Annotated in this window: 19 protein-coding genes, 2 pseudogenes and 1 other annotated feature; of the genes and pseudogenes, 20 read left to right on the top strand and 1 reads right to left on the bottom strand. The window is 33.4% G+C overall.

Features of this window, described 5'->3' with window-relative positions:
- Positions 1–20 precede the first annotated feature (20 nt).
- From AN957_RS15050 to AN957_RS14965, 19 genes and pseudogenes are all read left to right on the top strand, one after another.
- A pseudogene (locus AN957_RS15050) lies at positions 21–1,153 on the top strand (IS3 family transposase).
- A gap of 112 nt (positions 1,154–1,265) precedes the next feature.
- Positions 1,266–1,960 (top strand): annotated as a pseudogene (locus tag AN957_RS15045) (amidase family protein); the annotation flags it as partial.
- Between the two features lie 588 nt (positions 1,961–2,548).
- Positions 2,549–3,622: a phosphotransferase enzyme family protein gene (locus AN957_RS15040; RefSeq protein ID WP_172797642.1), complete on the top strand. Its 1,074-nt coding sequence runs from the start codon at positions 2,549–2,551 to the stop codon at positions 3,620–3,622.
- A gap of 187 nt (positions 3,623–3,809) precedes the next feature.
- Positions 3,810–4,559, top strand: coding sequence for a 2-phosphosulfolactate phosphatase (locus AN957_RS15035; protein WP_053476278.1), 750 nt, complete (start codon positions 3,810–3,812; stop codon positions 4,557–4,559).
- Between the two features lie 147 nt (positions 4,560–4,706).
- Positions 4,707–5,327 (top strand): alpha/beta family hydrolase, encoded by a 621-nt coding sequence (locus tag AN957_RS15030; protein WP_053477546.1) that lies wholly within the window; start codon positions 4,707–4,709, stop codon positions 5,325–5,327.
- 193 nt (positions 5,328–5,520) lie between these two features.
- Positions 5,521–5,826 carry a hypothetical protein gene (locus AN957_RS15025; protein WP_053477545.1) on the top strand — a complete coding sequence of 102 codons (306 nt, stop codon included), beginning with the start codon at positions 5,521–5,523 and terminating at the stop codon, positions 5,824–5,826.
- Positions 5,827–6,501: 675 nt separating this feature from the next.
- Positions 6,502–7,656, top strand: a complete 1,155-nt coding sequence (locus AN957_RS15020) for an MFS transporter (protein WP_056684934.1) — start codon at positions 6,502–6,504, stop codon at positions 7,654–7,656.
- A gap of 267 nt (positions 7,657–7,923) precedes the next feature.
- A complete protein-coding gene (locus AN957_RS15015; protein WP_156341148.1) occupies positions 7,924–8,301 on the top strand; it encodes a hypothetical protein in 378 nt (125 codons plus the stop codon).
- Positions 8,302–8,609: 308 nt separating this feature from the next.
- Positions 8,610–9,638, top strand: a complete 1,029-nt coding sequence (locus tag AN957_RS15010; protein ID WP_053476897.1) for an IS1595-like element ISBko1 family transposase — start codon at positions 8,610–8,612, stop codon at positions 9,636–9,638.
- A gap of 16 nt (positions 9,639–9,654) precedes the next feature.
- Positions 9,655–10,167 (top strand): GNAT family N-acetyltransferase, encoded by a 513-nt coding sequence (locus AN957_RS15005; protein ID WP_053476898.1) that lies wholly within the window; start codon positions 9,655–9,657, stop codon positions 10,165–10,167.
- 262 nt (positions 10,168–10,429) lie between these two features.
- A complete protein-coding gene (locus AN957_RS15000; protein ID WP_082446599.1) occupies positions 10,430–10,852 on the top strand; it encodes a DUF1801 domain-containing protein in 423 nt (140 codons plus the stop codon).
- A 55-nt stretch (positions 10,853–10,907) separates the two neighbouring features.
- Positions 10,908–11,066: a hypothetical protein gene (locus AN957_RS27790; RefSeq protein ID WP_156319121.1), complete on the top strand. Its 159-nt coding sequence runs from the start codon at positions 10,908–10,910 to the stop codon at positions 11,064–11,066.
- Positions 11,067–11,299: 233 nt separating this feature from the next.
- Positions 11,300–11,998, top strand: coding sequence for an undecaprenyl pyrophosphate synthase (locus tag AN957_RS14995; protein WP_056684928.1), 699 nt, complete (start codon positions 11,300–11,302; stop codon positions 11,996–11,998).
- Positions 11,999–12,207: 209 nt separating this feature from the next.
- Positions 12,208–12,780 carry a histidine phosphatase family protein gene (locus AN957_RS14990; protein ID WP_056684925.1) on the top strand — a complete coding sequence of 191 codons (573 nt, stop codon included), beginning with the start codon at positions 12,208–12,210 and terminating at the stop codon, positions 12,778–12,780.
- Between the two features lie 129 nt (positions 12,781–12,909).
- Positions 12,910–13,136: a binding site (T-box leader), on the top strand.
- Between the two features lie 98 nt (positions 13,137–13,234).
- Positions 13,235–13,801 carry a GNAT family N-acetyltransferase gene (locus AN957_RS14985; protein WP_056684922.1) on the top strand — a complete coding sequence of 189 codons (567 nt, stop codon included), beginning with the start codon at positions 13,235–13,237 and terminating at the stop codon, positions 13,799–13,801.
- A gap of 250 nt (positions 13,802–14,051) precedes the next feature.
- Complete coding sequence (locus AN957_RS14980; protein WP_056684919.1) at positions 14,052–14,510, top strand: DinB family protein; 459 nt, start codon at positions 14,052–14,054, stop codon at positions 14,508–14,510.
- A 464-nt stretch (positions 14,511–14,974) separates the two neighbouring features.
- Positions 14,975–15,361 (top strand): hypothetical protein, encoded by a 387-nt coding sequence (locus AN957_RS14975; RefSeq protein ID WP_245637790.1) that lies wholly within the window; start codon positions 14,975–14,977, stop codon positions 15,359–15,361.
- 616 nt (positions 15,362–15,977) lie between these two features.
- Entirely contained in the window at positions 15,978–16,961 is a 984-nt protein-coding gene (locus AN957_RS14970; protein WP_056684912.1) for a phosphotransferase enzyme family protein, read from the top strand.
- Positions 16,962–17,440: 479 nt separating this feature from the next.
- Positions 17,441–18,007 (top strand): CBO0543 family protein, encoded by a 567-nt coding sequence (locus tag AN957_RS14965; RefSeq protein ID WP_053476269.1) that lies wholly within the window; start codon positions 17,441–17,443, stop codon positions 18,005–18,007.
- A gap of 234 nt (positions 18,008–18,241) precedes the next feature.
- On the opposite strand, the gene AN957_RS14960 is transcribed toward AN957_RS14965, so the two are convergent.
- Complete coding sequence (locus AN957_RS14960) at positions 18,242–19,453, bottom strand: class-III pyridoxal-phosphate-dependent aminotransferase (protein WP_056684909.1); 1,212 nt, start codon at positions 19,451–19,453, stop codon at positions 18,242–18,244.
- Between the two features lie 365 nt (positions 19,454–19,818).
- Between AN957_RS14960 and AN957_RS14955 the strand changes: the two genes are divergently transcribed.
- On the top strand, positions 19,819–20,379 hold the full coding sequence (locus tag AN957_RS14955) for a sugar O-acetyltransferase (RefSeq protein WP_056684906.1): 561 nt from the start codon (positions 19,819–19,821) through the stop codon (positions 20,377–20,379).
- Positions 20,380–20,430 lie beyond the last annotated feature (51 nt).

The following is a 20,430-nucleotide window of genomic DNA, read 5'->3' as shown; positions in this document are numbered from 1 at the left end:
TAAGAGAGGACGTGTCCGTTATGAAACAAAAACGTTACAATCAAGAATTCAAAGAAACGATTGTTGAACTTTATCGTGCTGGTACTCCCGTCAACCAGCTTGCTAGCGAATATGGTGTCTCAGAAGTAACTATTTATAAATGGATTAAAGTGCATTCTCCTATTGGGGGAAATGAGTCATTAACACCCGCTGAAATCGCAGCTATTCAAAAAGAAAATTTACGTTTAAAACAAGAGGTAGAAATATTAAAAAAGGCTATGACCATATTCGCGAAAAAGTAATGGATCAAGAAATTATCGAACATATCAATGAAGAAAAGGCACACTATCCTGTTCAAACCATGTGTCGTGTATTAAAGTTGCCTAAAAGTACTTATTATCAAGCTGCCCATAAAATGCCTTCGGCCTATCAAATAGAAAATGAGGAAATAACCAAACGTATCCGAGAAATCCATAAAGCAAGTAAGGGTCGTTATGGAGCTCCTAAAATTCATTACTTATTGCGTAAAGAAGGATTTCAGGTGAGCATCAAACGTGTACAACGCTTAATGAAACAGGCTGGAGTTCGTTCTATTATTGTTAAAAAATATCGTCCTGCATCATTTTAAAGTCTTATAGAAGAACGTGAAAACAGATTAGAGCAGGATTTTCAAACAACCTCTATTAATGAGAAATGGGTAGCTGATATTACATATATTCACACACATAAAGATGGCTGGTGTTACTTAGCTTCAGTGCTAGACCTTCATTCTAAGAAAATCGTAGGATATAACTTTGCCCGACAAATGACGGTTGAATTGGTTACACAAGCACTAGACAATGCCATTCAAAATCAAGACCCTAATGAAGGGGTTATTTTGCATACGGATTTAGGCACACAATATACGAGTGAAGCATTCCAAAAGCAGTTAAAGCAACATGGATTCATTCAATCGTTTAGTCGAAAAGGTTGTCCGTATGACAATGCATGTATGGAATCATTTCATGCAACATTGAAAAAAGAAGAGGTTTATAGGAACCGATATCTGGACTTTGAAACTGCAAAAGTAGCCTTATTTACTTACATTGAAAGCTGGTACAACCGAAAGCGAATTCATGGCGCAATAAACTATTTAATACCAGATGAAGTAGAAACATTATGCCGAGCAGCATAAGGAATGGGACTTAACTTTTTTATGTCCAAGATATTGACTTAGATCCATTTCTTAATGCAACTATAGAAATTATAAATAGGATCATAAAAAACATTAGGACTGGTTTACTGTAATGGTGATATGTTTTAAAAGTTTTTTTAGAGAAGAACTGTCAATTCATGAGATTCAAGTAGCTATGGATAACGGAGAAATAACTTCAAAAGAATTAGTTATGTATTATTTGTATAGAATTGCAAAGTATGACCAGAATGGACCAAAAATTAATTCCATGCTTGAAATAAATCCTGAAGCGATATTTATTGCAGAAGGACTAGATAATGAAAGGAAATTAAAAGGCGTTAGGGGGCCATTACACGGCATTCCGGTTGTCCTGAAAGACAATATAGAAACAAAGGATTCCATGCATACGAGGCGGGAACCATTGCATTAGAAAACCATTTAGCTAGACAGGATGCATTTATTGTGAAAAAACTTCGTGAGGCAGGAGCTGTTATATTAGGTAAGGCAAACATGACAGAATTAGCAAATGGAATGTCTAGTGAAATGTGGGCAGGATACAGTTCAAGAGGCGGACAAACATTAAACCCATATGGGGATCCAACACTTTTTGTTGGTGGTTCAAGTTCAGGGTTCGCAGTGGCAGTTGCTTCGAATTTTTCAGTTTTATCGGTAGGAACTGAAACGGATGCCTCCATTCTCAGTCCTGCAATTCAAAACTCAGTCGTTGGCATTAAACCCACTGTTGGTTTAATAAGCCGCAGTGGTATTATCCCTTTTACATATTCTCAGGATACAGCAGGACCGTACCTTTCAGTTAAAGAACTATATTTTTCGAATTTTTTCTTTCCTTCTCTTGAAACAGTTATATTAGGAAATTGGGATCTATGTTTTCCTGTATATAGTAAGAAAAAAGACGGATTTAAGAAGTGTAAGGAGATTATTGAACGAAATCAATTATTTATTAGAGAGTAATCTCCTTAATAAAGTACGAATTTAGAAATGAATACTTTAAATGATGTTCTCTGGAACTATTGTTTTTCTATTCAAGAAAAGGGGCGTTTTTCTGAAATAAGGAAAGCGTCTTTCTTCATGAAAAGGGCCAGATTGTTAAACAACGCCTTTTAAGAAAAATGGGTATCTATGTTAATGTTTAGAAGAGATTGTGGAGAAATGTACTTAAAGTAAAGTACAGTTAGTACAATAAGCAATTATTTATCGAACAATTATTTCAATAGAAAAAAGGGATATGTGGAATTTATAGAATACTTTTAATCAGCTTATAAAATTTTGTAGTCAGGAGTTAATTTAATTGGAACTTATGCACGAAGGATGCAGATCCTTCAAATCATTACTACCAGAGTTTTTAACTACTTTAGTAGCTAAGGGAGAAGATTCATGACTCATAATGAGGTTGCTGAAATATGCGAAGCTTATTTACTTCCACTAGTATCAGAGTTGTATGAGTTGGAAGGTTATGAAACAAGTCTAATTAATGCTCATGCAGGAGGGCGGAATGTCGTTTATAACTGTGAGAAAGAGGGCGCTAGTGCAAAAATACTCAGAATCACCTATTTAAATGACAGGAGCCGAGAGGATCTGTTGGGCGAAGTTGAATATATCCAATATTTATTCGAGCATGGCGGTAATGTCTCGAATGTGATCAGCTCCAGGAAGGGAAATCTAGTGGAAGAGATCACTCATAATAATCACACCTTTTTTGTCTGCCTGTTCGAAAAGGCTAGGGGAAAAAGGCTGGTTGAAAATCATTATCAATATCGCGAAGGAGTTCCTATTACGGAATACTATTATAACTGCGGTAAAGTTCTGGGTAAGCTGCACCAATTGTCGAAAGGCTATGCTCCCGTCCATCGCCGGTATAGTTTCTTTGATAAATACAATGTAGAGTATATCGATAAACTGATACCTGGTACGTTATCACTGCTTAAGGAGAAGATGGTAGAGCTCCTTAAAACTTTAGAACGATTGGACAAGAACTCTGAGACTTTCGGGATGGTACATTTTGATTATAGTGATGGTAATTATATGATTGACTTTGATACCGGACAAATCACTGTATTTGATTTCGATAATTCATGTTTTTGTTGGTATATGTATGACTTGGCAAATCTCTGGACACTCGGAATGGGCTGGATACAATTTGAGCCAGACGCCGGTAAACGAAAAAACTTTATGAATGATTATTTCAGAACAGTACTCGTGGGATACACATCCGAGACCAAAATCGAAGATTCGATGTTGGATAAATTGTCTTTATTCATCCAAATAATCCTCATAGAGAATATTGTAGATGCATTCGAGGTAATGCGGAACAACGGTGAAGAGACGAAGTGTGATGAGAGGCTGGCATATTGCATAAAATGCCTTGAAGATGATATCCCGTATTTTGGGTTTTTCCATGAAGTTTTCACATGTGAAGAACCATTTGAGTATGAGGCACGAAATATTTAGTCTTTTTGTAGCAGCCTTTGATTTGAATATTTTTTCAAAATGGATTCTTTTTATTTATCATAAAATGCCGGTTTATAAGGTGTGTTTGTACAAACTTTATTTTAAAGCGACATGAGCGCTTTTTTCTTTTTAAAGTAACAGAAAGAGTTTAATGAGGAATTATATTTCCGATAGAGGTGATGGTTTGATGTTTGATCAATCCCCATATGTTTGTCGTGTGGAATGGGGTAAACGAGGTGCAAGAGAAGCAGCTGAACGTGGCGATATTATTATAATCGTTGATGTTCTAAGTTTTTCAACAACAGTTATATCTGCTTTAAACAATGGAGCAATAATATATCCTTATCCTCCTAATTTAGACGGGAAAGAATACGCTGACAAATTGGGGGCTGAATATATTTTAGGAAGAGCAGAGGCAGCTAAAATAGGAAAACCCACATTATCACCAGTTTCCTTTAATAAAGAACATACAAAAAGGAAGTATGTTTTGTCTTCACTTAATGGTGCATTTTGCACCTGGGTTGCATCTAAGGTTCCCGCACTATTGATTGGTTCTTTACTGAATGCCTCATCAGTGGCATTAGTTGCAAATCAATTAAGATTACAAACTCAAGCAAATATTACTGTCGTCCCTTGTGGTGAACAATGGAGTAACGTAAGAGAATTTGAAGATACTCTTCGACCATCAATTGAAGATTATTTAGGTGCTGGTGCTATTCTATCTTACTTAGAAGGGGAAAAATCACCCGAAGCAGAAGTTTGTATTGGTGCATTCCATAATACAAAACAAAAAATAGATGCATTGATTTGGGAAGGTGGAAGTGGAAGAGAACTGCGTGAACGAGGATTTGAAGCTGATGTAAAGCATAGTAGTCAATTAAATGTTTATCAAACAGTGCCAATATTACATAAAGATCATTTTGTGGTTTCATCATGACAAAGTCTTTCTTCAAACAAACCTGCGCTTAAATGAAATATTATGAAATAATGTATTTAAGCTAGCGGGCAGTTGTCACGAAGAAGGAATATTGGTTTATAGTGAAGAATAGGGAAGAATTATAATGTTGTGGGGAGTGAGAAAATGATGAACAATAATGAAATTATAGGTTCTAAAAATATCCCTTTTAGATTGATTGAGCAAAAAGAAGAAACAACTAACTTAGTTATTGTGTTACCAGGAGCGGGTTACACAACACAAGCTCCATTGTTACACTTTACATCTGGGTTATTTTACAATAAAGGTTTTGATGTATTACACATTAACTATATATTTAGTAGGCAAGAAATGTCTGTTCTAAATGAAAGGGATTTTGCAAGAGATGTACAACTAGCAATCGACAACGCAATTAAGGACAAGAAATACAGTAATTATTATGTAGTGGCTAAATCAATCGGAACTAAAGCTTTGAGTTATCTGCTCGATCATACAATGTTGAAAGATGCTAAAGTAGTATGGTTGACTCCATTACTACAAAATGATGTCGTATTTAATGCAATGGTTAACAGTGATCATAAAGGACTTTGTATTTTTGGAGAAAAAGATCATTTTTGTTTTATTGTGGAACGCTTTGAAAAATTGAAAACTAATCAAAATCTTATATTAAAAGTGGTTGATGGTGGAAATCACAGTTTAGAGCTTGATAAAGAACCCATAACATCTATTGAAATATTAAAAAGTGTAATTTCTGATATAAATGAATTTTAAAACTAACGGGGGCGAAGGGGTATTGCTGTTTTTTGTTGAAGCAATTCAACTATCGGTCAGGTTAATTCAAGTAGAGAATAGTACTATTTATGTTGAATATGTCCTTTTTATTAATTGGCGAGATTGTGGAAAAATTTATGTTAAAATTAAATCAGATTAAAAAGTGATTGGAGATTAAAACATGGGGTTATTCATGGGAATTATTCGTATTGTACTACCTGTCGTAATAGTGGGAGGGATTGCAGTGTTTGTAGTTAAAAGGCTCAAACATAAATATGACCAAGGGAACCTAGGTAAGAATAAATCAAAGGGCGCTCAAGATTTATTAGATAGTTTAATACCACTGGGAATGCTTTTTGGTAGTGCTATCGGTGTAATTTTTAACATGTTTTTCTCAACCTCTCTACTTTTTACAGTTAGTTTAGGAGCTGGAATAGGCTTATTATTTGGATGTGTTGCTTATGGAATTTACAGTAAGAAAAGAACCAATCATTCATAAATAGCTACCTTCCAGAAACTGGAGCTTTCCTAGAGTTAAGGATTAGCGCTTATTTTCATTTAATGGCCATATAATGGAATAATTTCAAGTAATTCTACCATTTATGAATATGACCGATAAAATATCAGTTCAGCTTTACCTAATAGGATAACCATGCCAATAATGAACTCTAAGGTGGTTGCTTTTTTTATCAAAATACACTAAAATAGATAAAATTAATCAGTGAGAAAGGAGGCAAAAAGTAATGGAAACTGTTTTCAGAAGTATAGCACTAGAAGTAAAGTCATTTTTACAATTAGGAGATTTACGTACCACGGGATTAGTCTGTCCTTTTTTAAGTAAACTTCATATGGAAAACAGTTTCCGGAAACTTTTTGTCTTTTTATTTTAGGTTTATAGAAGACAATATAATTGTTAGTGCATTCTGAATAAAACTAAACAATTACTAGATGCCGGTTTTCGCCGGTGTCTTTTTTTGTTCTAAAGGAGAAAAGATTGAGTTGAGTATGTATACAAGGCCTCTTATTGGATGAGAGGTATGAAAAGTTAGCTAGAAAGATGTCGTTAGAAAGGGTGAGGCCAGTGCTTAAAAAACTTAGGCAATATAGAAACGTTTCAGTGTTCCAGGCGCTTCTGAATTGAATTTTAAAAAATTTAGAAGCGAGGAATCTCTATATGGAAAATCAAAGAATATTAAACAAATCATTTCTTTTCATATTTATTAGCAACTTTTTAATTTTTATTGGATTTGAAATGTTGCTTCCTATTTTACCGGCTTATATGATTAGCCTTGATGCGTCACCCATTCAAATAGGTTTAGTGACAACGTTATTCACGATAGGAGCTGTATTAATCAGACCTTTTGTGGGATACTTTCTAATTGATAACAAACGGAAAGCTTTAGCCATCGGTGCTAGTGCATTATTAATGATAATTACCCTTGTTTATCCTTTTCTTAACATTATTTGGATGTTGCTATTGTTACGATTTTTTCATGGTACTGCATGGGGCGTATCAACAACTGTCAATAGTACAATAGCAGTCGACTCGATTCCTAAGTCACGCTTAGGAGAAGGATTAGGGTATTTCTCTATTTCAACAACAGTCGGGGCGATTATTGCACAGAGTTTAGGTATCTTTATATATGGCTTTTATTCTTTTGACATTGTAATTTGGTCATCAGTTATACTAAGCCTATTAGCGTTCATTGCACTTTTATTCGTAAATTCGCACGCCCCGATAAAGAAAGAGAAAGAACCATTTCGTTTTTTTGAAATGATTTTTGAAAAAAGCGTATGGTTCCCAGCATTACTGACGGTCATTACAACACTTGGTTTTGGAGCGATTATTACGTTCTTAGTTGTTTTTGGAGAACAACAGAACTTGGATAATGTTTTTCTGTTTTTTCTTGTCAATGCGACAGTCTCAACTTTGCTACGTCCGTATACAGGAAAATGGTATGATAGAAAAGGACCTTGGTCTATTATCATAGTGTCTGCCATTTTAGGATTTTTATCTTTAGTTGTGTTGTCTTTTGCAACTAACGATTTTCATCTTATTATCGCGGCGATTTTATTTGGAGCAGGTTATGGAACGGTTATGCCATGTCTACAAACACTGGCGGTTCAAAATGTAAGTGAAGAAAAAAGTGGCGCAGCTAACGCAACCTTTTTTTCTAGCTTCGACGTCGGTGTTGGAGTTAGCGCATTCATATTCGGTATTTTAGCTGAATGGATTAGTTTAGAGATGATTTTTCGGATTGCTAGTTTTAGCTTTCTTGTTGTTGCTGTTTTAGTCTATAAGGATTATTTAAATAAAAAAAATAAATAGACTTAAAAACGAATCCACTACTTCTGTGATACTATGAGGTGGATTTGTTTTTATAACTTAAATCACACAAATCTTCATCAGGCAAAATTATATATTGAAGATTGTAGACTTGTTGTTAAAAACTTTTTACGAATGAAATTATTAACTTTTGATCTTCAACAATCGGGAGTGCTCATAATGAACCGAGCAATTTAATGAGCTATGGTTCTGCTTGTTTTTCACTTTAGTTCATTAACCAAAGAATTTTCGATAGAAAGGAAACTGGAAGTGCTCAAAACATTAGGGTTAAAAATTCTTGATGGGACACCAAATTACTATGTTATTGAGGACATCGGAAGGATATCCTCAATAATACACTTTGAAAAACTTCTGCAAGAGATGATGGAATATGTAACAGAGAAGGGGACTCAATCTGTATCAATCGTCTTAAACGAAAAAGAGGCTGTGAACACTGATTATCTTGATCTACTTGAAGATTTCGATTTTTGGCAGCAGGAAACACAATATTTTTATAAACGAGATCTGTCTTCTTTTAAAGAACACAGAGGGATACTAGAAAAGGTTGGGGTTCAACACTTCACACACTTTCCTTGCACTTTCTTAAAAAATTGGAGCTACTTATTATATAGGGGCAACTGGACATAAAAATATTCCTATGCAGCGCATCTTTCAGGCGAATGGTTGTCAATTGTTCGAAAAGAAATTCACCTATAGATTGAAAGGACATTCTATTTGAACTGCTGTAGAATCAAACCTGGCTTTTTCCGCATAATTGTAATTGCTTTCGATCATCTCACTAAATTTTAAAACTTCAGCAATAGGGCGTAATTCTGTAGTAAGAATTACGCTCTTTTTTTATATAGGCTCTGTTAAAGGTAATTGTTGATATTTGATTACTCCTCGAATTCTTAGTATAATTATCGAAAGAACATACATTCGGTGAGGTGAGAAGGTTGAGTAAAGCGTTCAATAATCTACTAAAACATATCGATGGTTTGTCGCACACAGAAAAAGAACGTATTTTTCAATGGGTTAAACGCTATGTTGAACCTTCTTCATCTGTTGGTGGTCGTCTTATCAATGAAATGAGGGAAACTCGTTTCAACGAAGGATTTGAATGCCCTCATTGTGCTTCTGAACACGTTGTTAGGTTTGGAAAATATAATGGTCGCCAACGCTACCGTTGTAAGTGTTGCAGTAAGACATTCACAGACACAACCAATACTGTTCTTTACCGAACAAGAAAAGGCAATGAATGGATTACATTTGTGGATTGTATGTTCAAAGGTTATTCGCTACGAAAATCTGCCGAAATCGTAGGGGTTACTTGGGTTACACTTTTTTATTGGAGACACAAACTATTAAGTGCCTTGAAACAATTGGATTTTGAGCAATTTGAAGGTATCGTTGAAGTTGACGAAACCTATTTCTTATACTCTGAAAAAGGTAAGCGATGCATTTCTGACCGCAAACCTCGTAAGCGTGGAGGAAAATCTAAACATAGAGGAATTAGCCACGAACAGGTCTGCGTACTTGTTGCCAGAGACCGAACCAAGGCAACCGTCTCCAAAGTCGCTTGTATGGGTCGTGTTGTGAAAACTAAGGTCGATAATATGATTGGCTCTAAACTATCGACTGAAAATGTACTTGTAACAGACGCTTGGAGAGCTTATAAAACCTACGCAAGGGAAAAAGGAATAGAACATTATCGAATTAGATCAAATGATGGAAAGCACGTTATTAAAGGCTTATACCACATTCAGAATGTAAATGGACTTCATTCTCGGATGAAACAGTGGTTAGACCGCTTTAAAGGTGTGGCTACAAAATATCTCGATAATTACCTGTCTTGGTTTTTGTTCATTGATAGTCGTAGTAATGAAAGCACTAAACACAATATCAAAGAATTCTTGTTATCATCATTTGTATTTGAAATGACAGATACTTATGATACCTTACGTTTGTCTAAATTCAATATATAAAGGTTGGGGAAGTAGGATGAATGCTAATAAGAACATTTCACAGAGCTTAAAGATAAGACCTTTAACTATAAATGATTATAAAACTGTCTTAAAATGGAGCAAGGATGACTCTTTTTGCTCAGCTAATGGATGGGACTTAAATAGAAGTCCTGAAGAACTATATAGTTGGTGGCTCAAATGTGTTAATAATGTAGCTGAAGATTTTATCAGAATGGGAATAGAGCTTAACGAGAAATTAATTGGATATGCAGATTTAGCCTGTATTAAAGATAATACTGCTGAGTTAGGTATTGCAATTGGCGAAAGTGGGTTGTGGGGTAAAGGGCTTGGATATAATTCTGCCATATGTATGATGGAGTATGCCTCAAAGAAATTAGGAATTACAACTTTTAACGCAGAAACACACGAAGCCAATGTTCGTTCACGAAAAATGCTTCAAAAGATAGGATTTAAAGAAATTAGTAGATTAGGTAGCGAAGAATATTTAGGGATGAACAGCCAACTAATACAATACAAACTAAATTTATAACGGGGAAAACTCAGTTTAGAGGTTCCCCCATATTTCTTTCTAAAATCAACATTAAAATTTAACAGAGCCTTTATATAAAGGGCCATTTAATGGAGGAAGAATCTCAAGGAAAATTAAATACTTATGGTATCAATAGTATGGTTTTTATGAAAACATGTACTAAAACTTGAGGATGGTTAGTTTAATAAAATTAATTTATTTAGTAATATATAGAAAATCGGAGTGTGATTAAAGAAAAATTTTAAGAGGTGATACAGTAATAATGACTACAAATAAAAAATCAAGTGAAAGAATGAAGTTGAATGGTCCCGAGCAGGTAGCAGAATTTATGAACAACCTTGAACATCCACTTAAAGAAGAAATAGAAGAAGTTCGACATATCATTTTAAGTACTGATGATAAAATTACTGAACATATTAAATGGAATGCCCCTAGCTTCTGTTTTGAAGGTGAAGATCGAATTACATTTAATCTTCATGGAAAAGGATATATTCGACTTGTATTTCATTGTGGTGCTAAGGTAAAAGACCGAATGAACAATGAACCTCTAATTGTAGATCATAGTAGTATATTAGAATGGAAAGCAGCCGATAGAGCTATAATGAAATTTACTGATAAAAATGACGTTAAAGCTAAAGAAGAAAAACTTAGAGAAGTGATAACCATGTGGCTTAAAGTTATTTAAGATGGGTGATGCCTCTTCTTCCACTAACGGGTAGCTTTAGTTTAAGAGGGTATAAGTGATTTTAGGAATGATGAAATATTTTGGAATGCTATTAATTGGCGCGTTTGTTCAAGAACGCGTCTTTTATATTAAGGGTTTTAATGGAGGAAGAACCTCAAGATTATTGAATCCTTATGGTAATGATAGTATGGAGTTTGTGCAAGATTGTAATTAAATTATCGAACACATTTGTTCAATAACTGTTGCTTATTTAAAGTAATAATATTAATATTTCAATATACATAGAAATTCTATATACATAAAATAACTAAGTATTAATAAATTAATTTAATCTATTTTGAAAAGGGGGAGAGCTATGAAATAAATAAAGTTTTTTGTAGAACTTATTAGATTAATAAATAAAAATCTCCATTAATAAATAAACAATGAATTCTTAGGAGGCTTTATATGCGAAACATTCCGACACATATTGCAATTATGATGGATGGAAATGGTAGATGGGGAAAAAGTAGAGGACTAACCAGAAGTCAAGGTCATTTTGCTGGTTCCAAAGCAATGGAAAATATTATTGATGCCTCTTTAGAAATAGGAATAAGAATATTAACGTTATATGCGTTTTCTACCGAAAATTGGACACGGCCAAAAGAAGAAGTAAATTATCTTATGGATTTACCTGCAAGGTATTTAAATGAAAAATTACCTGAGTTTATGAGAAAGGGTATAAAAGTTATCATATCGGGTGAAATTGATGGCTTACCAATACATACTAGAGAAGCAGTAAAAGCAGCTGTAAGTAAAACATCAAATAATAGTAAACTAACCATAAATTTCGCTTTAAATTATGGAGGCAGAAATGAAATATTATTTGCAGTTAAATCTATAGTTAAAGATTTTAATAATGCTAAAATAACACCAGAAGATATTAGTGAGAATATTTTAGAAAATTATCTTTATACAAGCGGACTTGCAGACCCAGATATCATTATTCGTACCGGAGGTGAAAAGAGAATTAGCAACTTTTTATTATGGCAAGCTTCAAAGTCTGAAATTTGGTTTACTGATACTTTTTTCCCCGATTTCAACAAACAAATGCTCATTCAAGCAATAAATGAGGTTAATCAAAGAAAGTTGCTTAATAGGAATTAAATCATAGTTGCTATGGTAGCTTTTTCTAAATTAGTTAACAACGAGCAAATTAAGAATTGGTTGCGGGATAATACAGATCAAAAACGAGTTGTAAACTTAAATTATGAACATAGCGATTATATATGGATCCTCCAGAGTAAATTCGTGTTGGAAATAAGAACTTAGTTATGTGAGGAAGCATTATATTAAAAAATTTCCGGAGGGATAATATGAGAACTTTCATATATATGGTAAGACATGGAGATTCACCAAAAGAAGGAAATGATAGAACAAGATGCTTAACTGAAAAAGGAAAATTAGACGCTCAAAGAATAGCAGATGCTTTAAAGGATGAAGGGATTAACACTGTTATCTCAAGTTCATACACTCGTTCAATTTTAACTATTGAGCAGTTAGCTACACAAATAGGACAAGAAGTTTTAGTGTTTGAAGACTTAAAAGAGAGAATTTTTTCTGATGAGGAAAAGAGAATACCTGATAAAGAATTAATTCCTTTATTGGAAAAATCGTATTTAGACCCAAATTTTGCTTTAGATGGTGGAGAATCAAATACCGATTGTCAAAAAAGAGCTATAACAGTTTTAAAAGAGATATTAAATACTTATAAGGGGCAAAAAGTAGTAATTGGCACTCACGGAGCAGTCATGACCCTGATGATGGGGTACTATGATTTAAACTATGATTTGACTTTTTTACATAGTACATCTAAACCTGATATTTATAGAATGGAGTTTAATGGACAGGAATTAGTTGAGGTTAATAGACTATGGGAAATATCATAGTATAAATATTAAACACATTTCTCTGTAATCTTTAGGTTGTTTAATCTTCAATATCGGAGTATCGTCATTTACACAATATAAATATTATTGACAAGCACTTTTAATGAGATATAATATTTTAAAAATAAAGAAAACACTGTGAATAATAGTAGTATGGAGTCAAAGTTGTTCAGAGAGCTATCGGTTGCTGAGAAGGTAGTCAACAAAACTCCCTAAGTCGCTTATGAGTGGTCAGACTGAAATTAAGTAGGTTTGAACGGATAGACTTCGTTAACATGTAACAAGATTATTTGTTTTTAACAATAGACAAATTAATTAGAGTGGTACCGCGTTAGGTTAAGCCTATCGTCTCTATGGAGACGATGGGCTTTTTATATTTATTAAAAAGGAGGGTTAATGAGCTTTCCAGGCTTATTAAAAGGTACATTAAGACTAAAAACAGGAGTGATAAATGATGAAATTCGATAAAATGTATTATTCAATTCATACTGACAGGTTATATTTGAGGCTATTTGAAAAGAATGATGCAGATAAGGTTAGAGAATTATGTAATAATTTCAATATTTATAAAAGTACACTTTACTTGCCATATCCATATACTTTAAACGATGCATTGGTATGGATGGAAAACCATAAGAAAAACTTCGATGAAGATCATTCATATGAGTTTGCTATCACCGATAAAGAAAGAGGAGATATATTAGGAGCAATTTCATTATCTAATAATCAAAAGTTTAAAAATGGAGAAATCGCTTATTGGATTGGTGAAGAATATTGGAGTAAGGGTTATGGTACAGAAGCTGCGAAAGCATTAATAAATTTTGCATTTATAGAAAAGAAATTACATAAGGTATTTGCACGTTATTTTAAATCCAATCCAGCGTCAGGTAGAATTATGGAAAAGATCGGTATGAAACAGGAGGGTTTATTGAAAGATCAGGTAGTAAAAGATGGAAAATATGAAGACTTAATTTATTACGGAATAATAAATCCGTATGAAAGTGACAAAGAACAAACTTAATAGATGTGCTATAAATTTAACAATATCTTGGGTAATTAGATTATGAATTAGTACACATTTGTTTAGCCAATGTTAATGATATTAGTTTATTTAGATCAATGTTTTTATTTGAAAGAAAAGCTCAACAAAAAAATATAAATAGGTTATTCTGCTCTATATATAGTTATTTTATTTTTAAACAAGGAAAAAAACGTTAGAAAACGAATTATAAATATATTGATAATCATGTTTTTTCGAAAGGAGATTAAAGATGAAAGAACGACATATTATTCTATTCAAGCAATTAGAAGCTTACCGAGAAGAAACTCTCCATTGTCTGAAAGATATAAGTGCAGAAGCAGCGGAAATAGTCCCAAATAATTTCAAAAATAATATTAGATGGAATATGGGGCATATTTATCTGGATCAATACCTATGGATTGAGGCTTTAACAAAGAAGAAAACACAGGTCCCAGATATTTTTCGCAATTGGTTTAGTTATGGAACAACGCCGGCTCATTTTTCAGCGGAAACCCCTTCTTATAAAGAACTTAAAAAATTGCTGAAAGAACAACCGGCAAAATTGAAGGAGAACTATGGACATGTTTTAGAAGAAGAGTATCCTCCTACTGAAATGGGTATACGAACAATCGAGCAGGTGTTAATTCGAACGATCTTCCATGAAGGAATGCATTTACAAGCCATTAACGATATTAAAAAGTGTTTATAATAGAAAGAAGAGATTGAACAATGAAAGTAATTTATTTTTCTCAGCTGCCATTGGCAGCTTTTTTTAAATTTTTTGGTACGAAGGATTAATTAAAAACGAAGATACTTTGAAAACCGAAACGAATAATGAGGAACCAATTGAAGCTATCATTCAATATAGAACAGAATTTAGTTATCCATTTTTCATAGATTTATATTGAACTAAACGGGTGCGCTTTTTAAACAAGAAATAATTGATTTTTAGGTTCAAGGATAATCTGAGTTATTCGATTAATGGCCGCATTTCTGAGCAAGAAATGCGCTCTTTTTAATGAATTGGGCAAGATTCTTGGACACCGTCATTAATGATAATTGGATATTTATGGTAAAAAATAAAATGGTTACGGAATACATAAAAGCTAACGGGCAGTTGAAGAAGAAACTTTTGATAGGAATTACCGTCTATATAATAAAGGGGAGAATGTGATGATACAAAGATTATTTTATGTTTTGATTACATTAAATTTATTTACTATTACAGGATGCTCTAATAATGGAGAAACAACAAAAGTAACAATTGACAGTATTGATGCCGAAGAAGTTTTAACATTAGATCCTGATGCTGATATTTTTCAGTATGATGGAGTAATCTACAAGACTGATATTGACTGGGTCGAAGAACTAACTTTAACAAAAGACGTTCAAATCGGTAAAATAAAATCAAGAAATGATGCTAATACAGTCTTCAAAGATGAAATGTCGAATAAACTTCCTATTGGTGCAAAGATATACTCTGCCAAGGATAGAGGAGATATTTTAATCGTTGAATCCAATGGAGAAATTTTGAAATACCTTGCAATCGTTGAAGGGTAATCAATTTATATATTCTTCAATAATCGGGAGCAATTCTGCAGGAATTACGCACTTCTTTATGTAAATGGACATAATCTTGAATGATTGGAAGATAATAGAAAGAAAATTAAAATATTTCAAGGAATTACAATTAAGTAATTGATTTTTAATGAATAAGTTGATATAATTTTCACAATATTATGGAAGGGAGTGAGAATACGCAATGACAAATTTCATGAAGATAACCTTGGAAATTAAATTTATTGCCTCTCACTCATACGGTTTAAATTAGTTAGAAGTTGGTTGATTTGACCTATGATTAGAGCTTGGGCAATTCAAAGCACAGGCTTTTGTTATGAATTAAACATTTTAAGCCACAGGGTTATGTAAAATAATTCTGTGGTTTTTTTGTTTGATTTAAATATCAAAAATTTAATTCCAGTTGGTATTTTCAAAATTTTAATGGATGTAAACAAATGAATTTACAAACACTCGATTGGATGATTTTTTTAAACTCATTTTGAAAGCTATCAAAAACAGTTATTTGAATTACACAGATTAAGTACAAATAGACGATATTGAGAAAAAAATTGAACAAGAACTGATGCTATTTTGGTAATAAGGAGTTGTCTGTTTTATGTTAAAATTAAAATACCTTTTTGACAATGTGAATTTAGCAGAAATGTTATTGGGAAATTGGGAATATGATAAAGAATCTATTGATTTATTTAAATATTATAGAATATCTTCAAATGCTATTTATCCTTTTCAAGCCCGAGGCAAGACACAAATGTTAAGATTTTCTCCAAAATCTGAGAAGTGGCAGGATAATATTCTAGCAGAACTTGAGTTTATTACTTATCTGCGTACTAAAAAGTATGGCGTTTTAGAAACAGTTGTGTCAAAAAATGGGGAAGAACTTGTTGAAGCACAAACTCCATGGGGCGATTACTTTGCTTCTGTATTTAAACGTGTGGCAGGTGTACAGCTTAACAAGACCGATTTAAGTGATAGCATCATCTTCAATTATGGAAAAGCATTAGGAAAACTTCATCAGTTATCTAGTGAGTATAATCCAATTAAAAACAAGCGATGGTCATACAGTGACGTGTTAAATTGGATTCAAACTGTTCTAATTGACTTTCCAAATGAAACATCAGCTTTAATGGAAACAAAATTACTGCAAGACTATTTTGACTCTATTCCTATCACCAAAAACAATTTTGGACTGATTCATTATGATTTTGAATATGATAATGTATTCTATGATGAAAAGTCTCAATCTTGTAACATTATTGATTTTGACGATGCCATGTATCACTGGTATGCAGTAGATATTGAGCAAGCTCTATATAGCTTGCAAGATTGTATTCCAGCTGAAATGTTTCAGCAAAAACAACAATGCTTTTTGGACGGATATCGTACCGAATATGAACTTTCAGCTGATATGATGTCTTTATTACCAGCTTGTAGACGTTTTGCTAATTTATATGGTTATGTTCGTGTATTAAGATCTGTAGAGGAAAAGTGGGAAAATGAACCTGAATGGTTAGTAAATTTGAGAGAGAAATTGAAAGAGGCTATGAAAAATGAATCTTCTTGTTTTGGATTGGATATTTAATTTTAGGAGTTTGCGAATAGTTTAAAGTCTTATTCAAGAATAGGGCGCAATTCTATTATTAGAATTACTATCTTTTATAAAAAGGACAAAATGTTAAGTAAAACCTAGATTTTTAAACGTTTTTATTGTTATATTTTATAGCTAGTAAGTATCTTACATTAAATATTAAACAATTATATTTTTAACCCCGTCCTAATTTTAGAACGGGGTTAGCCTTGATTAAGGATAATATTAAATATATTTTCCACTCTGGGGTGGAAGTGATGTTTTGGATAATGAAATAATTCTCCATCTAATCAACTCCTACATGTCGATTGGTATTTTATATAATTTTTTTTATATTTATATCAATCATTTGATTCTTGTTATTGTTGCCGAACTTACTAGGAACAAAATTGAAAACAGTTAAAGTATAGAAGGAAGATAAATTGCAAAAGATAACCCTTAAGACATACAAAATGGTGGGGTTGGGTTGAAGTATGACAGTTGAAGAAGGCATGAAACAAACGGAAAATGCATACGAACTGCTAATTAAAGTGAATAATTTAATGTCCGAAGCAGTCGTTAACGCTTATATGTTTACATGGGAATGGTGGTTTGGGGTTGGATTATTTATTATTCCATGGATAGTTTGGTTTCTGTTTAGAGATAAGGAAAGTACGGGTCGGCTTCTAATTGGAGGCTTTGTAACCATCATTATATCACTAATTATTGATCTTATAGCCTTGGCTTATGGGCTGTGGTCTTACCCGATGAAATTTTCACCAATAGCTCCACTATTATTTCTCCCTTATCATTTTGCTTTAGATCCGGTTGCAATCATGTTTGTTATTCAAATTAAACCAAGAACTAATCCACTTTTAAAAGGTTTAATATTTGCTGCAATTGCAGCCTTCGGGGGTATGAATTTTTTTGCAATGATTGATTATTACAATCCAAAAGGATGGTCCACGATTTATGACTTTTTTATTTTTCTATCCACTTTCTTAATAGCGTATGGGTTCAGCAACATGGATAGTTTTAAAAAATTAACAGATCGCTCTTGAATGATGGGAAGTTATTCTAAAAGAGCCTTCGTTTTGTTCAGTATTGGATGGCATTTCTGCAATATTTAAGATCTAATATAGTCTAGTATATGACTACGCTCTTTCGTTAAATGGTGCTTTCCTAGTATAAGGATTGGCGCTCCAATAGTATGGTATTTCGCAACGTCATTAAGTTTATGTTATAAAAAAACACCTCCGAAATTGGATGGTGTAAAAGTAAAAAAATGCATGTAACTATCGTTCATCGTTAGAGCTTAATCGAGTTTCCTCTTTTACTAGTAAGGATGTCAAACAGGTCAACATATCATTAATATCAATTTCACGAATGGTCAATGCTGGATAAAAACGAAGAAGATTAGCCCTCCAACTCGAACCAACCAAAAACCCTGATTGAAACAGATTCCGATGAATTCCTGATAAATGTTCTGTGCCAAGAGTATCATTAAACTCTGCAACAAGCATCATTCCAACACCTCTAACTTCCTGAATCAAATGACTGACATTAGATATTTCAATCAATTTACGTTTGAATTGTTCACCCAACAATGCACTTTTATTTATTAATTGTTCCTGCTGAAGAACTTTAATCACTTCAAGAGCAACTGCACTACCCAAGGCATCATTTTGATGTGATTGTGCGTAAACGAAGCCTGTGCCGTATACTCTTTTAGCAATATTACTGGAAAGTACAGCTACACTAACCGGGTAACCATTTCCTATACCCTTACCAATAGCCACCATATCTGGAACAATGTCGTAATGCTCGAAACCAAACCAGCGACCAGTACGGCCAATGCCAGTAGTCACTTCATTAGCAATAATTATTCCTTCTTGTCCCTTTATCCTCTTAACAATATTTTTTATAAGTCCTTTTGGAGGTAATTTGGCCATTCCTGATGTATTACCTGGCTCAAATACGAACCCTCCTATGTCATCAAATGGGATTTTTTTTAATATTTCGCAGTCAGGATTACATGTTTCTACAAAAGTGCAACCCTTACATAGGCTCAAGTCAAAAGAAAACCATTCATTGTCTGCTTTTTTGCTAGCAGACCCAAGTGCACTTAAATATGACCCTGACATGGTAAGTAATAGAGGCTTTGCCATGATCCTTTTGGCCATTTGAACGACTAGTTCGACAGCTTCACTCCCTGAGCTAAGGAAAATACATTTTCCATTAGGAAGTGATGTAATACCAAGTATTTTTTCTGCAGCTTCTTCGACGATTCTGCTTTTATACTGATACCCAAGATGCATTATATTCTGTAACTGCTCATAGATTACACCATTAATATGTGGATGACTATGTCCAAGAACGGTACTCCATACTCCTGCTTCGAAATCAATAATCTTGTTACCTTGTTCATCGTATAAGTAGCAGTTTTCTCCCCTCACAATGTATGTATCATACACCTCATATCCAGTAGAGTTAAATACATATCTCATTTCTACACCGCCTTTTATGGTTAATAATTCCATTAGAATTTATAATTACCTTTTGTAAATTATGAATAATTCTTGAATTATTTTTTTACTGAAGGAACAGTGTTCATGGGCATTTAATGCTGCCCATGAAAATCGCAAATTAAATCCGCCTTTAAGGTTTGCTGGTTTATGCCAGCTTTTTATTTCCGTATGGAATAGTTGATGAAACTATACCGTAATATCTACCATAATCGGGCGATAGAGTTGAATACCTTGTGGATCGGAAACGGCTAATTATTATCGACTATCGGAGCATGTAAGTGAAAAAGAAAAGTGATTGAGCTAGAATATTTGTAAGTACATTACATATGAAAGTAGGTAACAAAATGAAAACCGAAAAAGAAAAAATGTTGGATGGAGAAATGTATAATCCAGCTGATGCAGTCCTGTTGAAGGAACGTAAGGAAGCAAGACGAAAGGTTAGGATTTATAATCAAACTTTAGAAACTGAAGGAGAAAAGCGAACTGAATTATTAAAGGAATTACTCGGTTCAACTGGGGAAAACGTATATATGGAGCCAAATATACGCTTTGATTATGGTTATAATACACATGTAGGTGAAAACTTTTTTGCAAACTTTGATTGTACCATCTTAGATGTATGTGAAGTACGTTTTGGGGATAATTGTATGCTTGCGCCTGGGGTACAGATATATACTGCAGCACATCCACTTCATCCCATTGAACGTAATTCAGGTAAAGAATATGCAAAACCGATTGCTATTGGAAACAATGTGTGGATTGGTGGGAGCGCAGTAATAAATCCTGGAGTAACGGTTGGAAACAATGTCGTTATCGCTTCCGGTGCTGTAGTTACTAAAGATGTACCAGATAACGTTGTAGTTGGTGGTAATCCAGCAAAAATCATAAAATATATTGAAATATAATTTTCACTTTAAGATCTGGCTGCCAAATCAGGCAGCTTTTTCTTATTGAAC

The organism is Cytobacillus solani, assembly GCF_001420595.1.
GTDB classification, from domain to species: Bacteria; Bacillota; Bacilli; order Bacillales; family Cytobacillaceae; genus Cytobacillus; species Cytobacillus solani.
The sequence above is the reverse complement of the archived record's forward strand: the minus strand, read 5'-3'. Positions and strand labels throughout refer to the sequence as shown.